The 23,933-nt window shown below is 38.3% G+C and carries 24 protein-coding genes; all 24 read left to right on the top strand.

What is annotated here, in order from left to right:
- Window positions 1-276: 276 nt before the first annotated feature.
- The 24 genes from rimP (at window position 277) to NC797_RS03245 (ending at window position 23,803) form a co-directional block, all read left to right on the top strand.
- Complete coding sequence (gene rimP / locus NC797_RS03360; RefSeq protein ID WP_272435272.1) at window positions 277-750, top strand: ribosome maturation factor RimP; 474 nt, start codon at window positions 277-279, stop codon at window positions 748-750.
- Window positions 751-765: 15 nt separating this feature from the next.
- Window positions 766-1,869 (top strand): transcription termination factor NusA, encoded by a 1,104-nt coding sequence (nusA, locus tag NC797_RS03355; protein WP_272435271.1) that lies wholly within the window; start codon window positions 766-768, stop codon window positions 1,867-1,869.
- Between the two features lie 12 nt (window positions 1,870-1,881).
- Window positions 1,882-2,160, top strand: a complete 279-nt coding sequence (rnpM, locus tag NC797_RS03350) for an RNase P modulator RnpM (protein ID WP_272435270.1) — start codon at window positions 1,882-1,884, stop codon at window positions 2,158-2,160.
- On the top strand, window positions 2,153-2,467 hold the full coding sequence (locus NC797_RS03345) for a YlxQ family RNA-binding protein (RefSeq protein ID WP_272435268.1): 315 nt from the start codon (window positions 2,153-2,155) through the stop codon (window positions 2,465-2,467). Before rnpM ends, NC797_RS03345 begins: the two co-directional genes overlap by 8 nt.
- 4 nt (window positions 2,468-2,471) lie before the next feature.
- Entirely contained in the window at window positions 2,472-4,634 is a 2,163-nt protein-coding gene (infB, locus tag NC797_RS03340; RefSeq protein WP_272435266.1) for a translation initiation factor IF-2, read from the top strand.
- A complete protein-coding gene (locus tag NC797_RS03335; RefSeq protein ID WP_272435265.1) occupies window positions 4,631-4,909 on the top strand; it encodes a DUF503 domain-containing protein in 279 nt (92 codons plus the stop codon). The genes infB and NC797_RS03335 overlap by 4 nt, the downstream gene beginning before the upstream one ends.
- A gap of 71 nt (window positions 4,910-4,980) precedes the next feature.
- Entirely contained in the window at window positions 4,981-5,328 is a 348-nt protein-coding gene (gene rbfA / locus NC797_RS03330; protein WP_272435264.1) for a 30S ribosome-binding factor RbfA, read from the top strand.
- Between the two features lie 103 nt (window positions 5,329-5,431).
- A complete protein-coding gene (truB, locus tag NC797_RS03325) occupies window positions 5,432-6,337 on the top strand; it encodes a tRNA pseudouridine(55) synthase TruB (RefSeq protein WP_272435263.1) in 906 nt (301 codons plus the stop codon).
- Between the two features lie 15 nt (window positions 6,338-6,352).
- A complete protein-coding gene (locus NC797_RS03320) occupies window positions 6,353-7,294 on the top strand; it encodes a bifunctional riboflavin kinase/FAD synthetase (RefSeq protein WP_272435261.1) in 942 nt (313 codons plus the stop codon).
- A gap of 152 nt (window positions 7,295-7,446) precedes the next feature.
- On the top strand, window positions 7,447-7,716 hold the full coding sequence (gene rpsO, locus NC797_RS03315) for a 30S ribosomal protein S15 (protein WP_272435260.1): 270 nt from the start codon (window positions 7,447-7,449) through the stop codon (window positions 7,714-7,716).
- A 120-nt stretch (window positions 7,717-7,836) separates the two neighbouring features.
- Window positions 7,837-9,945, top strand: coding sequence for a polyribonucleotide nucleotidyltransferase (pnp, locus tag NC797_RS03310; RefSeq protein WP_272435259.1), 2,109 nt, complete (start codon window positions 7,837-7,839; stop codon window positions 9,943-9,945).
- Between the two features lie 141 nt (window positions 9,946-10,086).
- On the top strand, window positions 10,087-11,040 hold the full coding sequence (locus NC797_RS03305) for a polysaccharide deacetylase family protein (RefSeq protein ID WP_417168678.1): 954 nt from the start codon (window positions 10,087-10,089) through the stop codon (window positions 11,038-11,040).
- A gap of 62 nt (window positions 11,041-11,102) precedes the next feature.
- On the top strand, window positions 11,103-12,314 hold the full coding sequence (locus tag NC797_RS03300; protein ID WP_272435258.1) for a M16 family metallopeptidase: 1,212 nt from the start codon (window positions 11,103-11,105) through the stop codon (window positions 12,312-12,314).
- A 51-nt stretch (window positions 12,315-12,365) separates the two neighbouring features.
- Complete coding sequence (locus NC797_RS03295) at window positions 12,366-12,614, top strand: YlmC/YmxH family sporulation protein (RefSeq protein ID WP_272435257.1); 249 nt, start codon at window positions 12,366-12,368, stop codon at window positions 12,612-12,614.
- 254 nt (window positions 12,615-12,868) lie between these two features.
- Window positions 12,869-13,768, top strand: coding sequence for a dipicolinic acid synthetase subunit A (gene dpaA / locus NC797_RS03290; RefSeq protein ID WP_272435256.1), 900 nt, complete (start codon window positions 12,869-12,871; stop codon window positions 13,766-13,768).
- 1 nt (window position 13,769) lies between these two features.
- Window positions 13,770-14,366, top strand: coding sequence for a dipicolinate synthase subunit B (locus NC797_RS03285; protein WP_272435254.1), 597 nt, complete (start codon window positions 13,770-13,772; stop codon window positions 14,364-14,366).
- A gap of 103 nt (window positions 14,367-14,469) precedes the next feature.
- Window positions 14,470-15,519, top strand: coding sequence for an aspartate-semialdehyde dehydrogenase (asd, locus tag NC797_RS03280; RefSeq protein WP_272435253.1), 1,050 nt, complete (start codon window positions 14,470-14,472; stop codon window positions 15,517-15,519).
- A 15-nt stretch (window positions 15,520-15,534) separates the two neighbouring features.
- Window positions 15,535-16,758: an aspartate kinase gene (dapG, locus tag NC797_RS03275; protein WP_272435252.1), complete on the top strand. Its 1,224-nt coding sequence runs from the start codon at window positions 15,535-15,537 to the stop codon at window positions 16,756-16,758.
- Window positions 16,759-17,091: 333 nt separating this feature from the next.
- Window positions 17,092-17,961, top strand: coding sequence for a 4-hydroxy-tetrahydrodipicolinate synthase (gene dapA / locus NC797_RS03270; protein WP_272435251.1), 870 nt, complete (start codon window positions 17,092-17,094; stop codon window positions 17,959-17,961).
- 153 nt (window positions 17,962-18,114) lie between these two features.
- The gene (locus NC797_RS03265; protein ID WP_272435250.1) at window positions 18,115-18,849 is read left to right on the top strand and encodes a ClpP family protease; all 735 of its coding nucleotides are present in this window, start codon (window positions 18,115-18,117) and stop codon (window positions 18,847-18,849) included.
- Window positions 18,846-19,052: a YlzJ-like family protein gene (locus NC797_RS03260; protein WP_272435249.1), complete on the top strand. Its 207-nt coding sequence runs from the start codon at window positions 18,846-18,848 to the stop codon at window positions 19,050-19,052. The genes NC797_RS03265 and NC797_RS03260 overlap by 4 nt, the downstream gene beginning before the upstream one ends.
- Window positions 19,053-19,202: 150 nt before the next feature.
- Window positions 19,203-21,524, top strand: a complete 2,322-nt coding sequence (locus tag NC797_RS03255; RefSeq protein ID WP_272435248.1) for an FtsK/SpoIIIE family DNA translocase — start codon at window positions 19,203-19,205, stop codon at window positions 21,522-21,524.
- Window positions 21,525-21,793: 269 nt separating this feature from the next.
- Complete coding sequence (locus NC797_RS03250) at window positions 21,794-22,519, top strand: GntR family transcriptional regulator (protein WP_272435247.1); 726 nt, start codon at window positions 21,794-21,796, stop codon at window positions 22,517-22,519.
- 135 nt (window positions 22,520-22,654) lie between these two features.
- A complete protein-coding gene (locus NC797_RS03245) occupies window positions 22,655-23,803 on the top strand; it encodes a BMP family lipoprotein (RefSeq protein ID WP_272435246.1) in 1,149 nt (382 codons plus the stop codon).
- Window positions 23,804-23,933: the final 130 nt, after the last annotated feature.

Below are 23,933 nucleotides of genomic sequence, written 5' to 3'. Positions count from 1 at the left end.
TTTACATGGTTAGGAATGATACGAAGGAAAGAAAAGAGTGGGCGCCCCCCACTCTTTCTTCATACTCGTTTCTTTTGTTACGGTTCTATTTTAGGCGAAATGACCTGGGAATATGATGAGCTTTTGTTATCCCTTGCCAATTACTTTAATGGCAAGGGTTTTATCGTTAAAACTGTAGAATGATCTCTATTTAAAAGCCTAAATGAATGTTGAGATTTTGCTCATACTAAGCATACTAGGTTATTTTAGGAAGAATATCGAAAAGGAGGGTGAAGGTTGGGTACCAATGTAACAGAAATGACGGAAGAACTTGTTCAACCAATCCTTGATGAATTGCAGTTAAAACTTGTAGATATTTCATTTGTAAAAGAAGGTAATAATTGGTACTTACGCGTGTTTGTTGACAAAAATGGGGGAGTCGATATTGAGGAATGTGGTCGTGTATCGGAAAAACTCAGTGAGAAATTAGATGAACAAGATCCAGTTACCTTTCCTTATTTCTTAGAGGTTTCTTCACCGGGAGTCGAACGTCCACTTAAAAATCAACAGGACTTTGAAGACAATATAGGTAATGCGGTTTATGTAAAGCTTTACGAGCCTATAAATGGTGCTAAAGAGATCGAGGGAAAGTTGAAGTCTTTTCAGGATGATGTTGTTACATTAGAGGTTAAAGTGAAAGCAAATAAAAAAGAAATTCAACTTCCTTATGAAAAAATAGCGAAAGCACGATTGGCAGTAACATTTAATTAAAGGGGGAAAAATCACGTGAGTTCTGAGCTTTTTGATGCCATTCAGTATTTGGAAAAGGAGAAAGGAATAAATAAAGACGTTCTTATGGAAGCTTTAGAGGCCGCTTTAATCTCTGCTTACAAAAAGAACTTCAAGTCTGCAACGAATGTTCGAATCGATTTAAACGAAGAATCAGGCACAATGCATGTGTTTGCTAGAAAAGACATTGTCGAGGAAGTAGAAGATCCTCATCAACAAATGTCCGTAACAGAAGCTAACGAGATCAACCCAAATTACGAAGTAGGCGATATTGTAGAGGTAGAGGTTACACCGAAAGACTTCGGTCGGATTGCGGCTCAAGCAGCAAAACAGGTTGTGACACAAAGAGTGCGAGAAGCGGAACGAGGCGTCATTTTTAGCGAGTATGTTGATCGTGAAGAAGACGTTATGACAGGTATTATTCAGCGAAAAGACCCAAGATTTGTCTATGTGAATTTAGGGAAGGTAGAAGCAAGGTTACCTGAGGGAGAACAGATGCCAACAGAGCAATACAACGTACATGAACGACTGAAGGTTTTTGTAACGAAAGTCGAAAATTCCAACAAAGGGCCACAGATTTTTATATCAAGGACACACCCAGGGTTACTAAAACGTTTATTTGAAATGGAAGTTCCAGAAATCTATGATGGAACCGTTGAAATTCGTTCTGTTGCTCGTGAAGCAGGGGATCGTTCTAAAATATCTGTGTACGCAGCCGATCCAGAGATTGATCCAGTCGGGTCATGTGTTGGTCAAAGAGGTCAGCGTGTCCAAGCAATTGTAAATGAGTTAAAGGGTGAAAAAATTGATATTGTTCAATGGTCAGAAGACCCAATCATATATGTTTCTAATGCGCTAAGTCCATCTAAAGTAGTGGATGTTCTCGTAAATGAGGAAGAAAAGGCTACGACTGTGATTGTTCCTGACTATCAGCTTTCGTTGGCAATTGGCAAACGCGGACAAAACGCTCGATTAGCTGCGAAACTTACTGGTTGGAAAATCGATATAAAAAGCGAGTCTGAAGCAAAAGAAGAAGGACTTATACAGGATTCTTTTACAATAGATTCTTATTCTGAGATTGATGACGATCTGTTTGAATAGGAGGTAAACGAAATGGTGCATGCGAAAAAGGTTCCTATGAGAAAATGTGTTGTCACAAACGAAATGAAACCAAAAAGAGAATTAGTCCGTGTTGTCCGGAACAAGGATGGGGAAGTATTTGTTGATCCAACTGGAAAGAAAAATGGACGTGGTGCTTACGTGACAAAACAATTCGATGTAATTGATAAAGCACAAACAACAAAAGCATTGGAGCGTCAATTAAATACAACAATTGATCCATCAATCTATAAACAATTAAAACAATTAATAGAAGGTAATAAAATTGAGTAATAAATATTTGAATTTGTTAGGTCTCGCAATGCGTGCAAGAAAATGCACATTAGGTGAGGAGAACATTGTGAAAGACATCCAAAGACAGAAGGCTAAAATCGTGTTGCTTGCTAACGATACTGGAAAACAAACGAGAAAAAAACTGTCCGATAAATGTCAGTTTTATAATGTGCCATTCTATGTTGTAGATGATCGTGATACGATTTCTCAGGCAATCGGTAAATCTGGAAGAGTGGCTATCGCAATCCTAGATGATGGGTTCGCTAACAAAATCAAATTAATACTCGATGAATCTATTCGGGGGTGAACGTATGAGTAAATTACGTGTATATGAATATGCTAAACAAAAAAAGTTATCAAGTAAACAGGTTATTAATAAGTTAAAAGAACTAAATGTAGAGGTTTCGAATCATATGTCTACGATATCTGATCAAACGAAGGTGGAATTAGACAAATCGTTTAACCAAGGAAGTAATAAAGTGCAACCAGGTAAAGGCGAAAATGATAAAACGGTTCAACAACGTGACAATAAGCAAGCTAAAAATTCCTCGAATCAAAAGATAGAAAAAAAGCAATCAAATAAGAAACCGAACCAACAAAAAAGTAGCCAAAGTCAACCAAGTGTAAAGGGGAAAGGTACGAACAAAAATAATAGAAAAAAGCAGCAGAATAACCAATCTCAAGCTAAAGTAAATCCGCCGAAAAAGGAAAAGCCTGCTACACCAGAAAAAATCACGTATTCTGGAGGACTTACAGTTAGTGATTTGGCCGAAAAGATTAACAAGGATACATCTGAACTCATTAAGAAGTTAATGACGTTAGGTGTAATGGCTACAAAAAACCAAAATCTTGATGCTGAGTCCATTGAATTAATCTGTGAAGAATATGGTGTTGAGGTTGAGGAAGAAATTGTATTAGATGCTACTGACTTTGACAATTTTATCACTGAAGATAAGGAAGAAGACTTAATTGAACGCCCAGCAGTAGTTACGATTATGGGGCATGTTGACCATGGAAAAACAACATTACTTGATTCAATCCGTGACACGAAAGTAACGGAAGGAGAAGCTGGTGGTATTACCCAGCATATTGGTGCCTATCAAATAGTAGAAAATAATAAAAGGATCACTTTTTTGGATACGCCAGGTCATGCTGCTTTTACGAGTATGCGTTCACGTGGAGCTCAGGTAACCGATATTGCGATCTTAGTTGTTGCCGCGGACGATGGAGTAATGCCTCAAACAGTTGAGGCGATCAACCACGCAAAGGCAGCAGAAGTTCCAATTATCATCGCGGTTAACAAAATCGATAAAGAAGGAGCAAATCCTGACCGTGTTATGCAGGAGCTTTCTGAGCATGGTCTTATCCCAGAAGATTGGGGTGGTGATACGATTTTTGTCCAACTTTCTGCAATTAAGAAAGAGGGAATAGATGATTTATTAGAGATGATCTTACTCGTGTCTGAGGTGGAAGAATTAAAGGCAAATCCGAATCGAAACGCAACCGGAACAGTGATCGAAGCGGAACTTGACAAAGGACGCGGATCTGTTGCAACCTTACTTGTGCAAAACGGCACACTGAATGTCGGTGATTCGATCGTAGTCGGAAATACGTTTGGCCGTGTAAGAGCAATGGTAAATGACCTAGGGCGGAGAGTAAAAACCGCTGGACCATCAACTCCTGTAGAGATTACGGGTCTAAGTGGTGTCCCAGAGGCAGGGGATCCATTCATGGTATTTGAAGATGAAAGAAAAGCCCGCCAAATAGGGGAAGCGAGACAACAAAAACATATCGTAGAAAAAAGAAACGATAAAGTGAAAGTAAGCTTAGACGATTTGTTCGAACACATCAAACAAGGGAATATGAAAGAAATTAACCTTGTTTTAAAGGCTGATGTCCAAGGTTCAGTTGAGGCATTAGCATCCTCATTAGAAAAGATTGATGTTGAAGGTGTTAAGATTAAAATCATTCACACTGGTGCTGGTGCGATCACGGAATCCGATATTATTTTAGCGTCTGCATCCAATGCAATTGTAATTGGCTTTAATGTTCGTCCAGATGCAAACGCAAGAAAAACAGCTGAATCAGAAAAAGTGGATGTCCGCTTACACCGCGTTATTTATAAGGTGATCGAGGAAATCGAATCCGCAATGAAAGGTATGCTTGATCCAGAATACGAAGAGAAGGTTATTGGTCAGGCAGAAGTCCGAGAAATCTTCAAAGTTTCAAAAATAGGTACAATTGCTGGAAGCTATATAACAGATGGAAAGATTACTCGTGACTCCGGAGTTCGTATCATTCGTGATGGTGTTGTCCAATATGAGGGAGAGATTGACACATTGAAGCGCTTCAAGGATGATGTGAAAGAAGTTGCGCAAAATTATGAATGTGGTATCACCATTAAGAATTTCAATGATGTGAAAGAAGGAGATATCATTGAAGCATATGTAATGGAAGAAATTAAAAGGACATGATCTTATTTGTGGAAGCAGAGTGTTTGATCTATCATGCACAATCCCTGAAACAAAAACGATCCGTTGTAAAAAAGATTGTTACCAGATTGCAAAATGAATATAATGTATCGGTTAGTGAATTAGATTACCAAGACCTTTGGCAACGAACACTTGTTGGAATAGTCACTGTATCTAGTGATCGTGTGCAAGCAGAACGAGTAATCGAGCACGCTTTAAAAAAGATGGATTCCTTTCCTGAAATAGAACGCGGGAGAACGAATAAGGAATGGTTATAAGCTGTAAAAGTGCGTGTGACTTAAATCCGCTTTTCATAAAACAAATACCCTCCTAAAAAAGAGGTGATAAGATGAGCGATCTTAGAGTGAATCGCGTTGGAGAACAAATGAAAAAAGAACTGGGCGACATTTTGGGAAAAAAAATTAAAGACCCACGAGTCGGTTTTGTTACGGTTACAGATGTCGAGGTGACTGGTGATCTTCAACAGGCAAAGGTGTTTATTTCTGTGTTAGGCGATGAAAAGCAAAAGCAAGACACTTTAATGGGTCTTGCTAAGGCTAAAGGGTTTATTCGATCAGAGATTGGAAAAAGAATCCGCTTAAGAAAAACTCCTGAGCTTTTATTTGAATTTGATGAAGCAATCGAAAAAGGAAATCGAATCGAGCATATCTTAAGAGAACTGAACGATCATAATTAAGCTACAAACGCAAAACCCTTGTCTCTTGCAACAAGGGTTTTACGTTTGTACATAAAGAATTGCGGGCGAGAAATAGGAGATCGGACAAAAGAGAGGGATGGAAATGAATGGTATACTTCCTTTGTGGAAGCCAAAAGGGATGACTTCTCACGATTGTGTCATAAAGATAAGAAAACTTTTCGGGACGAAGAAGGTTGGCCATACTGGTACACTAGATCCAGAGGTAGAAGGGGTTCTTCCGATTTGTATTGGGAAAGCTACGAAAATTGTCCCTTTTTTAACAGACACAACCAAAACGTATCAAGCAACTATTTATTTAGGTGCAACAACTGAAACAGAAGATCGTCATGGAATCATTGTGGAAAAAACACCCATTGACACAGTACCATCAATGGAAACAATCAACCACGTATTCAATCAATTTAAAGGAGAGATCACACAGATACCTCCAATGTATTCTGCCGTTAAAATCAATGGAAAAAAACTGTATGAATACGCAAGAGAAGGAAAAACGATTGAGCGGCCAACTAGAGCGGTGAACATTCATCAAATACAATTGAATCCACGAAGCATAAAGAAGGAAGATGATGGCGTTACATTCGATTTTCTTGTAAAATGTTCAAAGGGGACGTATATTCGCACCCTCTGTGTCGATATTGGTAAAGCACTAGGGTATGCTGCCCATATGTATGATCTAACTCGTATCTCTACTGGTTCTTTTGAAGCCCAGCATAGCTATACGTTTGAGCAAATAGAGCAGGCCATAAAGGACGGAAACACGAAACATATTTTGGCTCCAGTGGAGAAGGGTGTTGATCATCTTGATGTATATGAGGTTGATCAATCAACTTCTGTAAAAATTTTACACGGACAGAAATTAGAAAAACCTCAGCAAGTATTAAAAACAGACAAATTCAGAATTCAATTTCAGGATCAGCTTTTGGCTATTTATCAGGTTAACCCTAAAAATGCTGGCGAGATTAAACCAGTTCGTGTTTTTAACGAATAGAAAGTAGGTGATAGGATGAAAACATACACGTTAGCGTATCCACACAACTTAACGAAAACGGATCTACCAGACACTGTAGCAGCAATCGGTTTTTTTGATGGTATCCATAAGGGACATCAAAAGGTAATCGGAACGGCAGTGGAAATTGCTAAAGCAAATGACCAAGAAAGTGCTGTTATTACATTTGATCCTCATCCATCTGTTGTCTTAAAAAAAGACCGGAAGCACGTAAACTACATAACACCTTTAAAGGAGAAAGAAGCGCTCATTACTGAAATGGGTGTGGATCGTTTATATATTATTCACTTTAACAGTGAGCTTGCTCAATTAGACCCAAAAGCTTTTATTGATCATTTTATTATTGGTTTACGTATTCAACACCTAGTAGCAGGCTTTGATTTTAGCTATGGATACAAAGGGAAAGGGTCTACTGCTACCTTGCCACTTCATTCGGATAACCAATTTGAAGTGACGATCATTCCTAAAATAGTCAATAATGGAACAAAGATTAGTTCTACGTTAATTAGATCCTACTTAGCCGAAGGAGATATGGAAGAAGCCAACCAACTTTTGGATCGTCCCCTTAGGGTGAGAGGAATTGTGGTAGAAGGAGACAAGCGTGGCAGAACGATCGGTTACCCAACAGCAAACGTTGAGCCTCGTGATCCTTTTTTACTCCCAAAGGTGGGGGTTTATGCAGTACATGTAATGCATCATAAAAATAAATATAAAGGCATGGCTAATCTTGGCTACAAACCAACTTTTCAGGACAAACCAGATGCACCTTCGATAGAAGTTCATCTGCTTGATTATCAAGGAGATCTCTATGGAGAAGAATTAACAATAGAATGGCAGCAGTTTGTTAGAGAAGAGAAAAAGTTTAACGGTGTAGAAGAATTGGTTAACCAATTGAAGCAAGATGAACAAAACGTTCGGAGCTACTTTACAACCAAATAAAATAATCGCAATAATTCACTTCAGTTACTTGCTAATACTTGCAATTTCGGCTAAAAAGATGTAATCTATTATACGTGAACCATCGCTTGGCAGTGCGATTCACCAACGCTTGCTAGGGGAGTGGGGATTATTAATATTTAGGAGGTGAAAGGATGGCTATCACACAAGAACGTAAGAATGAGATCATTAATGAGTATAAAACTCATGAAAATGATACTGGTTCTCCAGAAGTTCAAATTGCTGTCCTAACGGAAGACATCACGAATTTAAATGAACATTTACGTGTTCATAAGAAGGATCACCATTCACGTCGTGGTCTATTGAAAATGGTAGGGAAACGTCGTAACTTACTTAACTACCTGCGTTCAAATGATGTAACACGTTATCGTGAATTAATTAAAAAACTTGGCTTGCGTCGTTAAGTCTATTGAAAAGCGGGAGATCTCCCGCTTTTTCTATACGTGAAAAACCTTACATATAATTTTTTGAAATTGTAAGAATACGAATGAAAGTACAATTAGTTGAGAGGGGTACAAATCAAAATGGCAGAAGAAAAACAAGTATTCTCCATTGATCTATCAGGTCGCACCTTAACCGTTGAAGTCGGAGAGCTTGCAAAGCAGGCTAATGGTGCGTGTATGGTTCGGTATGGAGAAACATCTGTATTAGTTGCTGCAACAGGATCAAAGGAACCAAAAGATTTACCTTTTTTTCCTCTAACAGTAAATTATGAAGAGCGGTTGTATGCGGTAGGAAAAATTCCAGGTGGATTTATTAAACGGGAAGGACGGCCAAGTGAAAAAGCAGTTTTAACATCTCGATTAATTGATCGTCCAATTCGTCCGTTATTTCCAGATGGATTTCGTAATGAGGTTCAGGTGATCAGTACAGTAATGAGCGTAGACCAGGACTGCTCATCAGAAATCGCAGCGATGGTAGGTTCTTCTCTAGCGCTAGGAGTTTCTGACATCCCGTTTGGTGGACCGATTGCTGGGGTGATTGTAGGTAGGATTGAAGGAGAATTTATCATTAATCCAACGATTGACCAACAGGAAAAAAGTGATATTGATTTAATTGTAGCTGGAACGAAGGATGCTATTAATATGGTAGAGGCTGGAGCTAATGAAGTTCCCGAAGAAGTAATGCTTGAAGCCATCATGTTTGGTCATGAAGAAATTAAACGTCTTGTTTCGTTTCAAGAAGAAGTGGTCGCTGCAGTTGGAAAAGAAAAAATGGAAATTAATCTTGTAGAGCTTGACCCAGATTTAACCGCAGAGGTTGAAGGAAAAGCAAAAGAAAAAATTCACGAAGCTATCCAGGTTTTTGACAAACATGCTCGTGAAGATGCAATAAACTTGGCAAAACAAACCATTGTCGATGAATACGAATCACAAGAAGCAGAAGAACAGACAGTTAAAGAAGTAAAAGCTATTTTGGACAAGATGGTTAAGAATGGCGTACGTCATCTAATAACGAAAGAGAAAGTTCGTCCAGATGGCCGTAAAGTAGATGAAATCCGCCCTTTGTCTTCTCGAACTGGAGTGTTACCGAGAACACATGGTTCAGCACTATTTACAAGAGGACAAACCCAAGCACTAAGTGTATGTACATTAGGCGCTCTAGGTGACGTTCAAATTTTGGACGGACTGGATTTGGATGATTCAAAGCGTTTCATGCATCATTATAACTTCCCTTCCTTTAGTGTAGGAGAGACTGGTCCAATTAGAGGTCCTGGTCGACGTGAAATAGGACATGGTGCGCTAGGAGAACGAGCACTTGAAGTTGTAGTTCCTTCTGAAAAGGACTTCCCGTATACCATTCGACTTGTTTCCGAGGTGTTAGAATCAAATGGTTCCACTTCACAAGCAAGTATTTGTGCAAGCACGATGGCAATGATGGATGCAGGTGTTCCAATTAAGGCTCCTGTTGCTGGAATTGCGATGGGATTGGTTAAATCTGGTGATGATTATACCATTTTAACGGATATTCAAGGTATGGAAGACTTTTTAGGTGATATGGACTTTAAAGTAGCAGGAACTGCCAACGGGGTAACTGCTTTACAAATGGATATCAAGATAGAAGGTTTATCGAAGGAAATCTTGGAGGAAGCATTGACTCAAGCAAAAAAAGGACGTATGGATATACTAGGTCATATGCTGGATACAATTCAAGAACCTAAAACAGAGCTTTCTAAATATGCACCAAAAATTCTTACAATGAAAATTAAACCAGAAAAAATCCGAGATGTAATTGGGCCAAGTGGAAAACAAATAAACAAAATTATTGAAGATACTGGCGTTAAAATTGATATTGAAAAAGATGGAAATGTGTTTATTTCTTCGGTTGAAGCAAAGATGAATGAGAAAGCTAAGAAGATTATAGAAGATATTGTTCGGGAAGTAGAAGTTGGAGAAATGTACTTAGGTACTGTCAAACGGATTGAAAAGTTTGGAGCCTTTGTTGAGCTTTATAAAGGAAAAGAAGGACTTGTCCATATTTCCGAAATGGCAGAAGAGAGAATCGGTAAGGTTGAGGACGTTGTATCTATCGGTGATCAAATCATGGTAAAAGTAAAGGAAATAGATAACCAAGGACGCGTTAATCTTTCACGTAAAGCCGTTTTAATCGAAGAAAAGGGAAAATCTTCATAAATTGAAATGTGTAAAATAAAGACAGAAACTGGATTACCAGTTTCTTTTTTTAATGTATAGCTAGAGATCCATCTTTGTATTGAAATGGAATGTTCTACCTTGTCCTTCCTTTTCATAGGTTAAAACAAGGAGGGATGCAGATTGAATCGTGTCGTTATCCATGTTATGGCTTTTATGATTCTTTTAGTTGTTGCCTATCAAACAGAACCAAACCCTTTTCAAATGAATAAGATGGAGAATCTTGCAGCACCGGTCAGCTCTATGTCTAAAAAAGATCAAAGCCTTTATAACGAAATTAAAAGAAAAAGCGAAGAATATAAAGAGGAACCACAAAATGCTGTGATTGATAAAGTCTGGAAAAAAACGCCTGGCTTAAATGGACTAAAGGTGGATGTCAAAAAATCCTTTAATAGAATGAAGGAAAAAGGGGAATTCGATGAATCGTTACTTGTCTTTAAACAGATTAAACCTGAAGTAACATTGGAAGATCTTCCGCCAGCCCCAATTTACAGAGGAAATCCTGATAAACAAATGGTCTCTTTTCTAATCAATGTATCATGGGGTGGCGAATATATTCCGAGTATTCTTCAAACATTAAAAAAAAATAATGTGAAAGCCACTTTCTTTGTCGAAGGACAATGGGCAAAAAAAAATCCTGACCTATTAAAAATGATAAAAGAGGAAGGTCATGTAATAGGAAACCATGCCTATAACCATCCAGATATGAAACGTTTATCTCAAGCAGAAAGTACCCAACAAATCCAAAAAACGAACGACATTATTAAGGCAATCATCGGCACAAAACCAAAATGGTTTGCTCCGCCTAGCGGTAGCTTCAATAACGGTGTAGTAGAAGGCGCCTCAACTCTTCAAATGGAGACGCTTCTATGGACAGTGGATACGATCGATTGGCGGAAACCTACCAAATCTGTTATGGTAAATCGTGTTATGGCGAATATACAACCAGGTGCGATGATCTTGATGCATCCTACTCCTGTTATTGAAAAAGGCTTAAATGATTTGATTTCAAAAATAAAACAGAAAAATCTTAAAATTGGTACTGTAGACAAACTATTAACTGAGAAAAGGTATTAGAGAACAAGAAATGTATACTCTAGCCTAGGAAAATTATTTACCTAACTAGGAGGCGCAATAAATTGCTACATACACACACATGTAAGAACGGATTAAGAATTGTACTAGAGGATATGCCAGCAGTAAGATCCGTTACAATTGGGATATGGGTTTATACTGGGTCCAGAAGTGAATCAGATTTTAATAATGGGGTATCACACTTTTTAGAACACATGTTTTTTAAAGGAACAGAAAAAAGGTCGGCCAAAGATATTGCTGAGGCATTTGACGCAATAGGCGGACAAGTGAATGCATTCACTTCAAAGGAATATACATGCTTCTATGCCAAGGTAATGGATACACATAAAGATTATGCTTTGGATATTTTAAGTGATATGTTCTTTCATTCAACGTTTGACAAAGAGGAGCTGGAACGAGAAAAAAAAGTAGTGTTGGAAGAAATAAAGATGTCTGAAGATACGCCTGATGACATTGTACACGATCTTCTTTCGGAGGCATCTTATGGAAAGCATCCACTCGGTTTTCCGATTTTAGGTACGGAGAACACACTGCGTTCTTTATCAGCTGATGACTTGCGATCTTATATGGATCAGTATTATGGGCCTGAAAATGTAGTGATATCTGTTGCAGGTAATGTAGACGAAACGTATATAAAAACAATAGAAAACCGCTTTGGTACGTATACAACGAGTCAGACAAAGAAGTCATTTGAAACACCATCCTTTTTGTCAAAACATATTGAGAAAAGGAAAGAAACGGAGCAGGCACACCTTTGCATTGGGTATAGGGGTTTACCTGTTGATGCGGACAAAATGTACAGTTTAATTGTCATGAACAATGTTTTTGGCGGAAGTATGAGTTCAAGATTATTTCAGGAGATTCGTGAGCAAAGAGGATTGGCATATTCGGTATTTTCATATCATAGCTCTTTTGTTGATAATGGTTTACTGACAATTTATGTTGGAACAAGTAAGGAACATCTACCAGTCTTAAGAGAAACAATTGATGTTACGATACAAGACTTAATGACAAATGGTTTAACAGATAAAGAACTGATCAATAGTAAAGAACAATTAAAAGGTAATTTAATGTTAAGCTTAGAAAGTACGAATGCAAGAATGAGCAGAAATGGAAAAAACGAATTAATTTTAAAAAGACATCGTACACTTGACGAAATGATCACTGCAATTAATGCGGTCAACCATACTTCCATAAATGAGGTTATTCAACTGATTTTTGATCAACAATCATCTAGTGCATTAGTATCTTCTTAGAACGGAACACCAGAATGTTGAATCCATGTTGAGAATAAGGAGGGATCTCCAATGCGGTTTAGGGATCTTAGTGGGAAGGAAATTGTTGACGTAAGGAGCGGTTCCAGATTAGGTGTTCTAGGTCAAACGGATTTAGAGATTGATGAAAGAACTGGTCAAATTAAATCCTTCGTCATTCCTAATTATAAGTGGTTTGGGATGAAGAAGGAGGGTGAAAGTAACCAAAGAATTTATTGGAAAGATATAAAAAAAGTAGGGGAAGATATGATCATTATTGAAAAAAACAACCCTACATCGTAATACAAGCTGAAATAGGGGTGGAGTGCGCCATTCCATTGTTCGAAAATACAATATATCAGGAATAGTAGTTACTCAAAGGACGATACCAAATTGGTTATCGTCCTTTTTTCTATTGTTCGTTTTTAAGCTATAAAAAGTGGTTCATAGAGGAAATGAGTGGTATTTTTGAACTTCCACTAAAAGAATTATCACTATCTCTTTGTTTCCTCATAGTATAACAAAGAGTAGCGATAAACCTTTTGAGAGGTGAAAGCATGAATACGAATAAACACATAGCCATTATTGGCGGGGACGCTAGATATTTAGAAATGATTAAGGAGTTGTCTACATCTACAAATGCAAAAATTTCACTTGTAGGGTTTGACCAATTAAAAGAAGGTTTTGTCGGTGCACATCAAGTTGATTTTGATGATTTAGAACCAGAAGATCTAGATGCGATTATTTTACCTGTTCCTGGTTCAGATGGTAATGGATTTGTTGAAACGGTATTTACAGATAAAGATATCCAAATAACGTCAAACTGGCTTAAAAAACTACCAACACACTGTCTCGTATTTACAGGAATTACAACGAATTATTTAAATAAAACAGTGATCGAGGAAGCAAATTTAACATTAATTCCATTGTTCAACCGTGATGACGTTGCAATTTATAACTCTATTCCAACAGTAGAAGGAACAATTATGATGGCGATTCAGAATACCGATTTTACGATACACTCCTCCGACGTAATTGTTCTAGGTTTAGGCAGAGTTGGAATGAGTGTTGCTAGCAAATTTTCTGCATTAGGAGCACATGTTTCAGTAGGAGCAAGGGATAAAGCGGATATCGCAAGAATAAAAGAAATGGGACTTACACCTTTTGAGATTCAAGACCTAGATCACCATGTTGACGCATGTGATATTTTAATCAATACAATTCCTGCATTAGTAGTCACGGAAAGTGCGATCCAACAAATGAAATCACATACTCTCATTATAGATCTTGCTTCAAAGCCAGGTGGAACAGACTTTGACTATGCAAAAAAGAGAGGGATTAAAGCACTGATGGCACCTGGGCTTCCAGGAATTGTTGCACCTAAAACAGCAGGTGGAATTCTAGGCAGTGTGATTAGTCAGCTTGTAAAAGAGCACTTCCAAGAAAGGGGAATGTAAAATGTCTTTAGAAGGTAAAAGGATTGGTTTTGGAATAACAGGATCCCATTGTACGTACGAAGAAATTTTTCCACAGTTAGAAAGATTGGTACATGAGGAAAAAGCAGAAGTGGTTCCGATTGTTTCCTATACCGTTCAAAACACAGATACCCATTTTGGGAATGCAAAGGATCATTTAAAAAGAATAGAAGAAATAACGGGAAACAAATTGATTAAAACCATACCTGAAGCAGAGCCGCTCGGACCAAAAAACCCATTGGATTGCATGGTAATTTCTCCGTTAACTGGTAATTCATTGAGCAAGTTTGCAAACGCATTGACCGATAGCCCACCACTAATGGCTGCAAAGGCAACGATGCGTAATCAAAATCCAGTTGTGTTAGGTATTTCAACAAATGATGCCTTAGGATTTAACGGAGTGAATTTAATGAAATTGATGGCTGCGAAGTACATTTACTTTATTCCATTTGGGCAAGACAATCCAGAGAAAAAACCGAATTCATTAGTTGCAGATATGAAGCAATTAGTTCCAACGGTCGAAAGTGCATTAGAGTTTAAACAGTTACAGCCAATTATTATTCCGCACGCACAAAGGTAAATTCGACCTTTCTTTACCTCTCCTACAACAGAGTATGGTAGAATATATACTATTGAGTATTCTATTTATTATTTATATGTAAGTAACGGAGAGGAGATTTTACATGGGAAATCAAACAAAAGGATATCATGTTGCCGTAGTAGGTGCTACAGGTGCGGTAGGACAAAAAATGCTGGAAACATTAGAAAAAAAGAACTTTCCGATTGAACAGCTAACATTATTATCATCGAGCCGCTCGGCTGGTGAGAAAATAAATTTCAAGGGTGAAACATTTACGGTTGAGGAAGCTACACCAGAAAGCTTTGAAAATGTGCAGATTGCTTTGTTTTCCGCGGGAGGATCTGTTTCTAAAAAATTTGCACCAGAAGCGGTAAAGCGCGGTGCTGTTGTAATTGATAATACAAGTGCGTATCGAATGGATGAAAATGTTCCCTTAGTCGTACCTGAAGTAAACGAAGAGGATATTAAAAACAATAAAGGTATTATTGCAAATCCAAATTGCTCAACCATTCAAATGGTGGCGGCACTAAAGCCACTGCAAGATGCGTTTGGTTTGTCACGTATTATTGTATCAACATACCAAGCCGTTTCAGGAGCTGGTACGGCTGCAGTGGAAGAGTTAAGAGAACAGTCTCAAGACTTTTTGAATGGAGAAGAGCTAACACCAGAAATTTTACCTGTAAAGAATGAAACACATCATTATCCGATCGCATTTAACGCACTTCCTCAAATAGATGTTTTTCAGGAAAATGGGTATACGTTTGAAGAGATGAAAATGATCAACGAAACGAAAAAAATCATGCATGCTCCAGAGCTATCTGTTGCTGCGACATGTGTGCGTCTTCCTTTTTTCACTTCACATGCTGAAAGTGTATACGTTGAAATAGACCAAGAGAATACTAGTGTAGCGGACATTCAGCGTGCACTTAATGGCGCGGCTGGAGTAGTATTGGAAGATGATCCTTCTAACCAAGTGTACCCAACGCCATTAAGTGCAGTTGGTAAAAGTGATGTATTTGTTGGTAGAGTCCGTAAAGATCTGGACACAACGAATGGATTTCATCTCTGGATCGTTTCAGATAATTTACTAAAGGGAGCGGCGTGGAATTCCGTTCAAATTGCAGAAAGCTTAGTGAAATACAATTTGTTGTGAGGCCAGGTGTCATAAATGAATATTTTAGTCCAAAAATTTGGTGGAACGTCTGTACAGAATAAGGAAACGAGGGCAAAAGCAATCAATCATATTAACACTGCCCTTAGTGAGGGATACAAGGTTGTCACAGTAGTTTCAGCAATGGGACGACATCCTGATCCCTATGCAACCGATTCTTTATTAGAATTAGTCGGGTTCCCAAAAACGTCTATATCAAAGCAAGAACAGGATTTGTTACTTTCCTGTGGGGAGACGATCGCATCTGTCGTTTTTTCGAATGAATTGAAGAAGTCAGGAATCCATTCCATGGCAATTACTGGTGCACAAGCAGGCTTCGTGACAACGAGTGATTTTACAGAAGCAAAAATAAAATCGATGAAGACAGATCGGATTTTAAGGGAATTAGTAAATCATGATGTTATTGTAGTAGCGGGATTTCAAGGCCAGGATGAAAATGGTGATATTACGACGATCGGTAGAGGTGGAAGTGACACGTCTGCAGCCGCACTTGGTGCAGCGTTACAAGCCAACTACATCGACATTTTCACGGATGTGGAAGGTATTATGACTGCAGATCCAAGGGTAGTAGAATCGGCTAGAACAATGGATGTCGTAACCTATACAGAAATATGTAACCTAGCCTATCAGGGTGCAAAAGTGATCCATCCTAGAGCCGTTGAAATTGCCATGCAAGCAGAAGTGCCTATCCGAGTAAGATCAACGAATTCAACAGGATTAGGTACACTTGTAACGTCCTCTAGAGATCCAGAAAGAGGACGTGATATACCAGATCGGTTAGTAACTGGTATTGCTCATATATCGGGAATTACACAAATTAGAGTAAAAGCAAAAGAAGAGCCATATCAACTACAATCTGAAGTGTTTAAAGCGATGGCTGAAGCAGGTATTTCAGTAGATTTTATTAATATCTCGCCAACTGGAGTTGTTTATACCATTCAGGAGGCGCATACAGATAAAGCGGTCGAAGTTCTTCAAGGCTTACAATACAAACCGGAGCTCACGAAAAATTGTGCTAAAGTTTCGATGGTTGGAGCAGGGATGACTGGTGTACCAGGGGTAACAGCTAAAATTGTCCATACCTTAACCAATTCAGGCATTCAAATTCTTCAATCAGCAGACAGCCATACAACAATTTGGGTATTAATTCCCGAAAAGGATTTAATTACTGCAGTGAATGCATTGCATGATACATTCCAGTTGGATTTAGAGGAATTCTAAGATAACTTATGAATGCCTCTATTTAAGATGTTGTTCAAAAAGTCACCAAATGATAAGCGGCGCATCTCGGGCCCACACGATGTGGGTCATGCAGGCGTTGCCACAGGACGTGGCGGTCTTAGCCTGTATTCCTTAAATGGCTTGTTTTTCCGTTACTCACGTATTAAAAGCATACGTTCCGTTACTCAAAACTACGCCGCCTCGACCTGCTTGCGACGCACAGGACGTGCTAGTGTCGACGTTGCCACAGGACGTGGCGACATTAGTCGACCTTCTAATTTGCTGACTTTTTGAACACGCACTTTAAGTCAGGAAAGGAGTTTAGTGCCAAAAATGAACTTCGGAAAAGTATTGACCGCAATGGTGACGCCCTTTGATATAAATGAGAAACTTGACGTAGAAAAAATTTCCGAATTAGTAGAGTATTTGATAAAAAATGGTACGGATGGTTTAGTGGTGGCAGGTACTACTGGTGAATCACCAACTCTAAGTTCAAAGGAAAAAATAATTCTTTTTGAGCATGTAGTAAAAGCTGTTAACAACCGAATTCCGGTGATTGCAGGGGTAGGCAGCAATACTACTAAAGGGACAATTGAGTTTATGAAACAAGTAGAAGAAACTGGGGTTGAAGCGCTCCTAGTCGTTTCTCCTTATTACAATAAACCGAATCAACGTGGCTTGTATGCACATTTTTCGACAATTGCAAAAGAGACGAATCTGCCAATCATGCTGTACAATGTTCCTGGAAGAACCGCATCAAAATTGGAAGCTGAAACGATCATCGAATTGGCTGCGATACCTAATATCGTATCGACAAAAGAAGCTACTGGTGATCTTGAAGCAATTTCTGAGATCATTGAAAAAACAGATGCAAACTTTACGGTATATAGTGGTGATGATTCCTTGACCCTCCCAATAAAAGCTATTGGTGGAACTGGTATTGTTTCCGTTGCGTCGCATGTAATTGGTAAGGAATTGCAGAAAATGCTCCAAGCCTATGATGATGGAAATGTAAAGGAAGCAGCGGCGCTTCATCGTTCATTATTACCAATCATGAAGGGGATGTTTATGGCTCCATCACCGACACCTGTAAAAACAGCACTACAATTACAAGGATTTGATGTGGGTGATGTTAGGCTACCACTCGTACCATTAACGGAAGAAGAGAGAAATGAACTTTCGATCTTACTAAGTACACGATAACGTAGTAAGAGAAAATACATGTAGTATTAAATACTACATGTATTTATCATTTAAAATGAAAATCAGTTCCGAACACAGTTATATCATTTGTATGTATCGCTTTTGGATTGTCCATACTACCATAGTAAGGACAGGAAAGGAGCGTTTTAAATAATGGATAAGGACAAAGACACGCAAAAACAAGACGAACAAGATCCATCAAGTCAACCATCTTCTCTTGTACAAAAGATTCAACAATTAGGCCAATCAAACGTGGCACAGGCGCCTGATTCAAATATTCATGTGTTGTCAATCATTGGACAAGTGGAAGGTCATGTCACATTGCCACCACAAAATAAAACGACAAAATATGAACATTTAATTCCTCAAATAATTGCGGTTGAACAAAATCCGAAAATCGAGGGGTTAATTGTTATTCTAAATACGGTGGGAGGAGATGTGGAGGCCGGTCTCGCTGTTTCTGAAATGATCGCTTCTATTTCAAAGCCAACCGTATCGATTGTCTTAGGTGGTGGGCACTCAATCGGTGTACCAATTGCGGTTTCGACAGATTTTTCATTTATTGCACCAACGGCAACAATGACCATCCATCCCATTCGTTTAACTGGTCTCGTCATCGGTGTCCCACAAACATTTGAATACTTAGATAAAATGCAAGATAGAGTCATCAACTTTGTTACGAACCATTCTAATATTAAAGAGGAAAAGTTCAAGGAATTGATGTTTGAAAAAGGTAATTTGACAAGAGATATTGGTACAAATGTAATTGGAGAAGATGCTGTGAAATATGGATTAATTAACGAAGTAGGTGGCGTTCAAGAAGCAATGGTCAAGCTAAATGGATTAATAGAAGCAAATAAACCAGAAGACGGGAAGTTTGTACAATGATATTGTATACTCCGTTAAGTGAACATGATATTTTTCCTGAAGACCAATCGAAATACTCCAATCTCGAATTAATCTCGGTAAATGGAGTGAGTGTTCAAGCTACAAGACTTAAAAATGGATCTTATCGAATTGTACAAGTTCTATCAACCAACCCACAGGATTTTATGAAAAGTGATTTAGCACCAGGTACGATCATTTCATAGAAAATGGGACACAAAAAACAAGTTAGCATGAAAAGCAAAGTAACCCTTGTCAGAATCGATGGCAAGGGTTTATGCTATTGATATGAACTAGGCTGGAATGATAGTTTTACTCTGAGAGTAAAAGATTAATGAAAATAGTGGTGAAAAAACATGGCTAAAAAAAGAAAAAGCAGAAAAAAGTCGAACAAATTAAATAAACAGGTTAAGTATGAAGTATTAGGGTTACTGCTCGTGTTTTTAGCGGTTTTTGGAAGTGGGGCTAACATAATAAGCGATGGGGCCATTCCTACTATTTTAGAAAATATATTTCGGTTTTTCTTTGGAATATGGTACTTTCTAGCTTCCTTATTTCTAGCAGGAACAGGACTCTATTTGATGATAAAAAGGCAGTTACTTCCTTTTTTACATAAACGTCTTATCGGACTTTATATTATTTTTTTAGGTATTCTCTTGCTTACACATATCCAAACATTCGAAGCGGTTCTCTCGCAAGCCGTAACACCGTCTATCATTAAAACAACGTGGGGACACATTTTTGCTTACATGGATGGAACGGTGCCGTCTTCTAACTTAGGCGGTGGTATGGTAGGTGCGTTTTTATTTGCTTTTTGCTATTATTTGTTTTCTGCTGTAGGTGCAAAGATCGTAGCAGTATTCTCGCTAATTGTTGGAGGATTGTTTTTAACGGAAATTTCTATTTCAGATTTTTTCAGCAATGTCTATTCCAAAACAAAAAAACAAATGAAAATGCAGCTGGCACAACTGAAGCAAATGAAAAAGGAAAAGAAAGAAAAAAGAGAAGCAAAGCAAAAACAAGTCGCTGAAGAAATGTGGTCTGTCCCAATCGAAACAGGAGCTGATAAAGGTGTGCTTGATAATAGTGATGAAGTGCATGTAATCGAACCAGAAATACAGGATTTTACCGATGTTGCTTATTCAAACAAAACGAAAAAAAATACAAAAGATAACAATGTCCAAAATGAAAAGAGCCAAACGAACGAAGAGGATGAAATATTAGAAAACCTGCCGATGTCAGAAGTGGAAAATATGGATTACACCTTACCTCCAATGGATTTGTTAACAGAACCAACACACAATGCACAACAACAGGAACGCTCGCAAATTCAAGCTGTCGTACGTAAATTAGAAAGGACGTTTCATAGCTTTGGAGTAAAAGCAAGAGTGACAAAAGTGCATGTCGGTCCAGCGGTCACAAAATATGAAATTTATCCCGATGCCGGTGTTAAGGTAAGTAAAATTGTAAACCTTCATGATGATCTTGCCCTTGCTCTTGCTGCAAAAGATATACGGATTGAAGCACCAATTCCAGGTAAATCGGCAGTAGGGATAGAGGTTCCAAATCAAGAAGTTGCGATGGTCTCATTAAGAGAGGTATTGGAAACGAAACAAGCGCAACAGGCATCAAAACTATTTTTTGCTTTAGGTCGTGACATTTCAGGAGATGCTGTGATGGCTGAGCTTAATAAAATGCCACATTTACTTGTTGCAGGTGCAACTGGAAGCGGGAAAAGTGTGTGTATTAATGGAATTATTACGAGCATATTGATGCGTGCCAAGCCACACGAAGTAAAAATGATGATGATTGATCCGAAAAAGGTGGAATTGAATATATACAATGGCATCCCACATTTGTTGGCACCAGTTGTAACCGATCCAAAAAAAGCATCTCGCGCACTTAAAAAGGTGGTAGATGAGATGGAAAGGCGTTACGAGCTATTTTCTGACACTGGAACAAGAAACATTGAAGGTTATAATGAGTATATTAAAAAATACAATCAAACGAGTACGGATCAACAACCACAGCTTCCTTACATCGTTGTATTAGTGGACGAGCTTGCTGATTTAATGATGGTTGCATCTAATGATGTGGAAGATGCGATTACAAGATTGGCACAAATGGCTCGTGCAGCAGGTATTCATTTGATCATTGCAACACAACGTCCTTCTGTTGATGTCATTACAGGTGTAATTAAAGCAAATATTCCTTCTAGAATAGCTTTTAGCGTTTCTTCAAGTACCGATTCAAGAACGATATTGGATTCTGGTGGCGCTGAGAAATTGTTAGGTCAGGGTGATATGTTATTTATACCAGTTGGATCATCGAAGCCGACACGTATTCAAGGTGCTTTTTTGTCAGATGAAGAAGTGGAAAGAGTTGTCGATTATTGTATTGAACAGCAAAAAGCACAATATCAAGATGAAATGATACCAGAGGAAGAAAGTGAAGTGAAGCAAGAGATTAATGATGATGTATATGATGATGCGGTTCAACTCGTGATTGATATGCAAAGTGCAAGTGTTTCTATGTTACAACGCAGATTCAGAATTGGTTATACAAGGGCAGCTAGATTGATTGATGCGATGGAGGAAAGAGGAATTGTCGGCCCATACGAAGGTAGTAAGCCGAGGGTCGTTCTTGTTTCAGGAGTAACAGAAGAAAAATCATCGTAAACGTATAAGTGCGTGTTCAAAAAGTCATCAAATTAGAAACAAGTCATTTAAGGAATACAGGCTAAGACCGCCACGTCCTGTGGCAATGCCTGCATGACCCACATCGTGTGGGCCCGAGATGTGCCGCTTATCATTTGGTGACTTTTTGGACCTCCTCTGTATAAAACTATTTATTTCTAAAGGAAAAAATGTTATATTAATGTCGAATAAAGTGTCATACGTCAGATGTCAGATCTCTTAAATGCAACTTTGTTTTTGGAGGGAACACCATGTCCATTAAAGCAGATACACGTCAGTTATATTTGCAAGTAATCGATCAAATAAAACGAGATATAAAAAATGGGGTCTATAAAGAAAAAGAAAGACTACCCTCTGAATTTCAATTATCTAAAAACCTAGGTGTATCCAGGGCAACATTAAGGGAAGCTCTCCGTCTGCTAGAAGAAGAAAACATTGTTACGAGACGTCATGGGGTTGGGACATTTGTGAATGCAAAAGCCATTTTTTCGTCGGGAATTGAACAATTAAATAGTGTAACAGACATGATTAAACGTTCTGGGAAAGAGCCTGGTTCCCAATATTTATCAACTGAATTGATTGAGCCCACCGATGCGGACAAGGACAGGTTTTCAAAGGTTTCTTTGCGTCAAATAGCGGAGATCGAACGTGTACGAACAGCAGATGGTGAGCCGGTTGTTTATTGCATTGATAAAATCCCAGAGCAGTTTGTGCCTGTTAATCAAATACATAAACAGGATTCCTTATTTCGAAGTATTGAAATGTATGCTGGCAAACAAATCGCATATGCTGTGACATATATAGAGCCAATAGGCTATCATGAACGTATTTCTCCTGTGTTACATTGTGAGCCCGATCAATCGCTTCTGTTGCTTAAACAAATGCACTACACAAGCAGTGACGAACCAGTTCTTTATTCGTTAAATTATTTTCGATCGGATGTTTTTCTATTTTATGTGCTGAGAAAAAGGATGTAAGGGTTTTCTGACGTAGCTTTATACTATTTCCCTACCAACTTTATAGGGGGTGATGTTTTCTGAACGAAGCTTGTATAATTGCTAGGAACTTTTGTAAAAACTAAGTGAACAAAACCAAATGTAGGGGGTAATTTTTTGAAAAAACAACGTTTTCTAATATTATTTGTAGTGTTACTAGCGTTTGGAATGATTTTAAGCGCATGTGGTTCTTCTGAAGAAGAAGGTTCAAATGGTGGTTCAAACGATGAAAATGGTGAAGAAAATGCATCAGAAAATGAAGAAGGAACAGATGGAGAGCAAGCGGAAGCAGGTGGAGACTTTAGCGCGGCTATGGTAACAGATGTTGGTGGTATCGATGACAAGTCCTTTAACCAATCTGCTTGGGAAGGTTTGCAATCATTTGGTGAGAATAACGGTTTAGAAGAAAAAACTGGTTATGATTATGCTCAATCACAAAGTGATGCAGATTATTTAAGTAACCTAAACCGTTTAGTTCGCCAAAACTTTAACTTAATTTATGGTATTGGGTTTAAATTAAAAGATGCGGTTGACACTGTAGCAGGCCAAAATCCTGAAACAAATTTTGCCATCGTAGACGATGTCGTGGAGCAACCAAACGTTGCAAGTATTACGTTTAAAGAGCATGAAGGTTCTTTCCTTGCTGGAGTTGCAGCAGCGATGAAAACAGAATCGGACAAGCTTGGTTTCGTCGGTGGAATTGAATCGGATTTAATTAAAAAGTTTGAAACAGGCTTTCGTGCTGGAGCAAAATCCGTAAATCCAAATATTGAGATTGACGTACAGTACGCTGGTGCATTTGATGCACCTGACAAAGGAAAAATCATCGCTTCTAATATGTATGGTCAAGGGATCGACGTAATTTATCATGCTTCAGGTGCAACAGGTAACGGTGTGTTTGCACAGGCAAAAGACATAAAGAAGAACAATCCGGACCAAAATGTATGGGTAATTGGTGTTGACCGTGACCAAAACGAAGAAGGTGCGATTGGGGATACGAACGTTACACTAACTTCCATGGTGAAGCGCGTTGACGTTGCAGTTGAACAAGTTGCAACTCAAGCAATGAACGGAGAATTTCCAGGGGGAGAAAAATTAGAATTTGGTTTAAAAGATGATGGTGTAGGTGTTGCTCGTTCAAACAAGGAAGCATTAACAGAAGACATTATCTCAGCGATTGAAGAGTGGAAGGAAAAAATTGTTAATGGTGATTTAAAGGTTCCTAGTACTCGCGACGATCTTGAGACATATATTAATTCACTTTAAATATTTCGTAACAAATAATTGAAAAAGGCTAGAAAACTCTAGCCTTTTTCTTAGCTATTATGGTTTTTGGTTGAAAACCGTCAAATGAAAAGGGAACCTAATTTTCCAGCTTTTTCTTTTGGTGATTTTT

The sequence above is a fragment of the Terrihalobacillus insolitus genome, from assembly GCF_028416575.1.
Taxonomy (GTDB): Bacteria; Bacillota; Bacilli; order Bacillales; family Amphibacillaceae; genus Terrihalobacillus; species Terrihalobacillus insolitus.
This window is presented reverse-complemented; position numbering and strand designations above follow the sequence as displayed.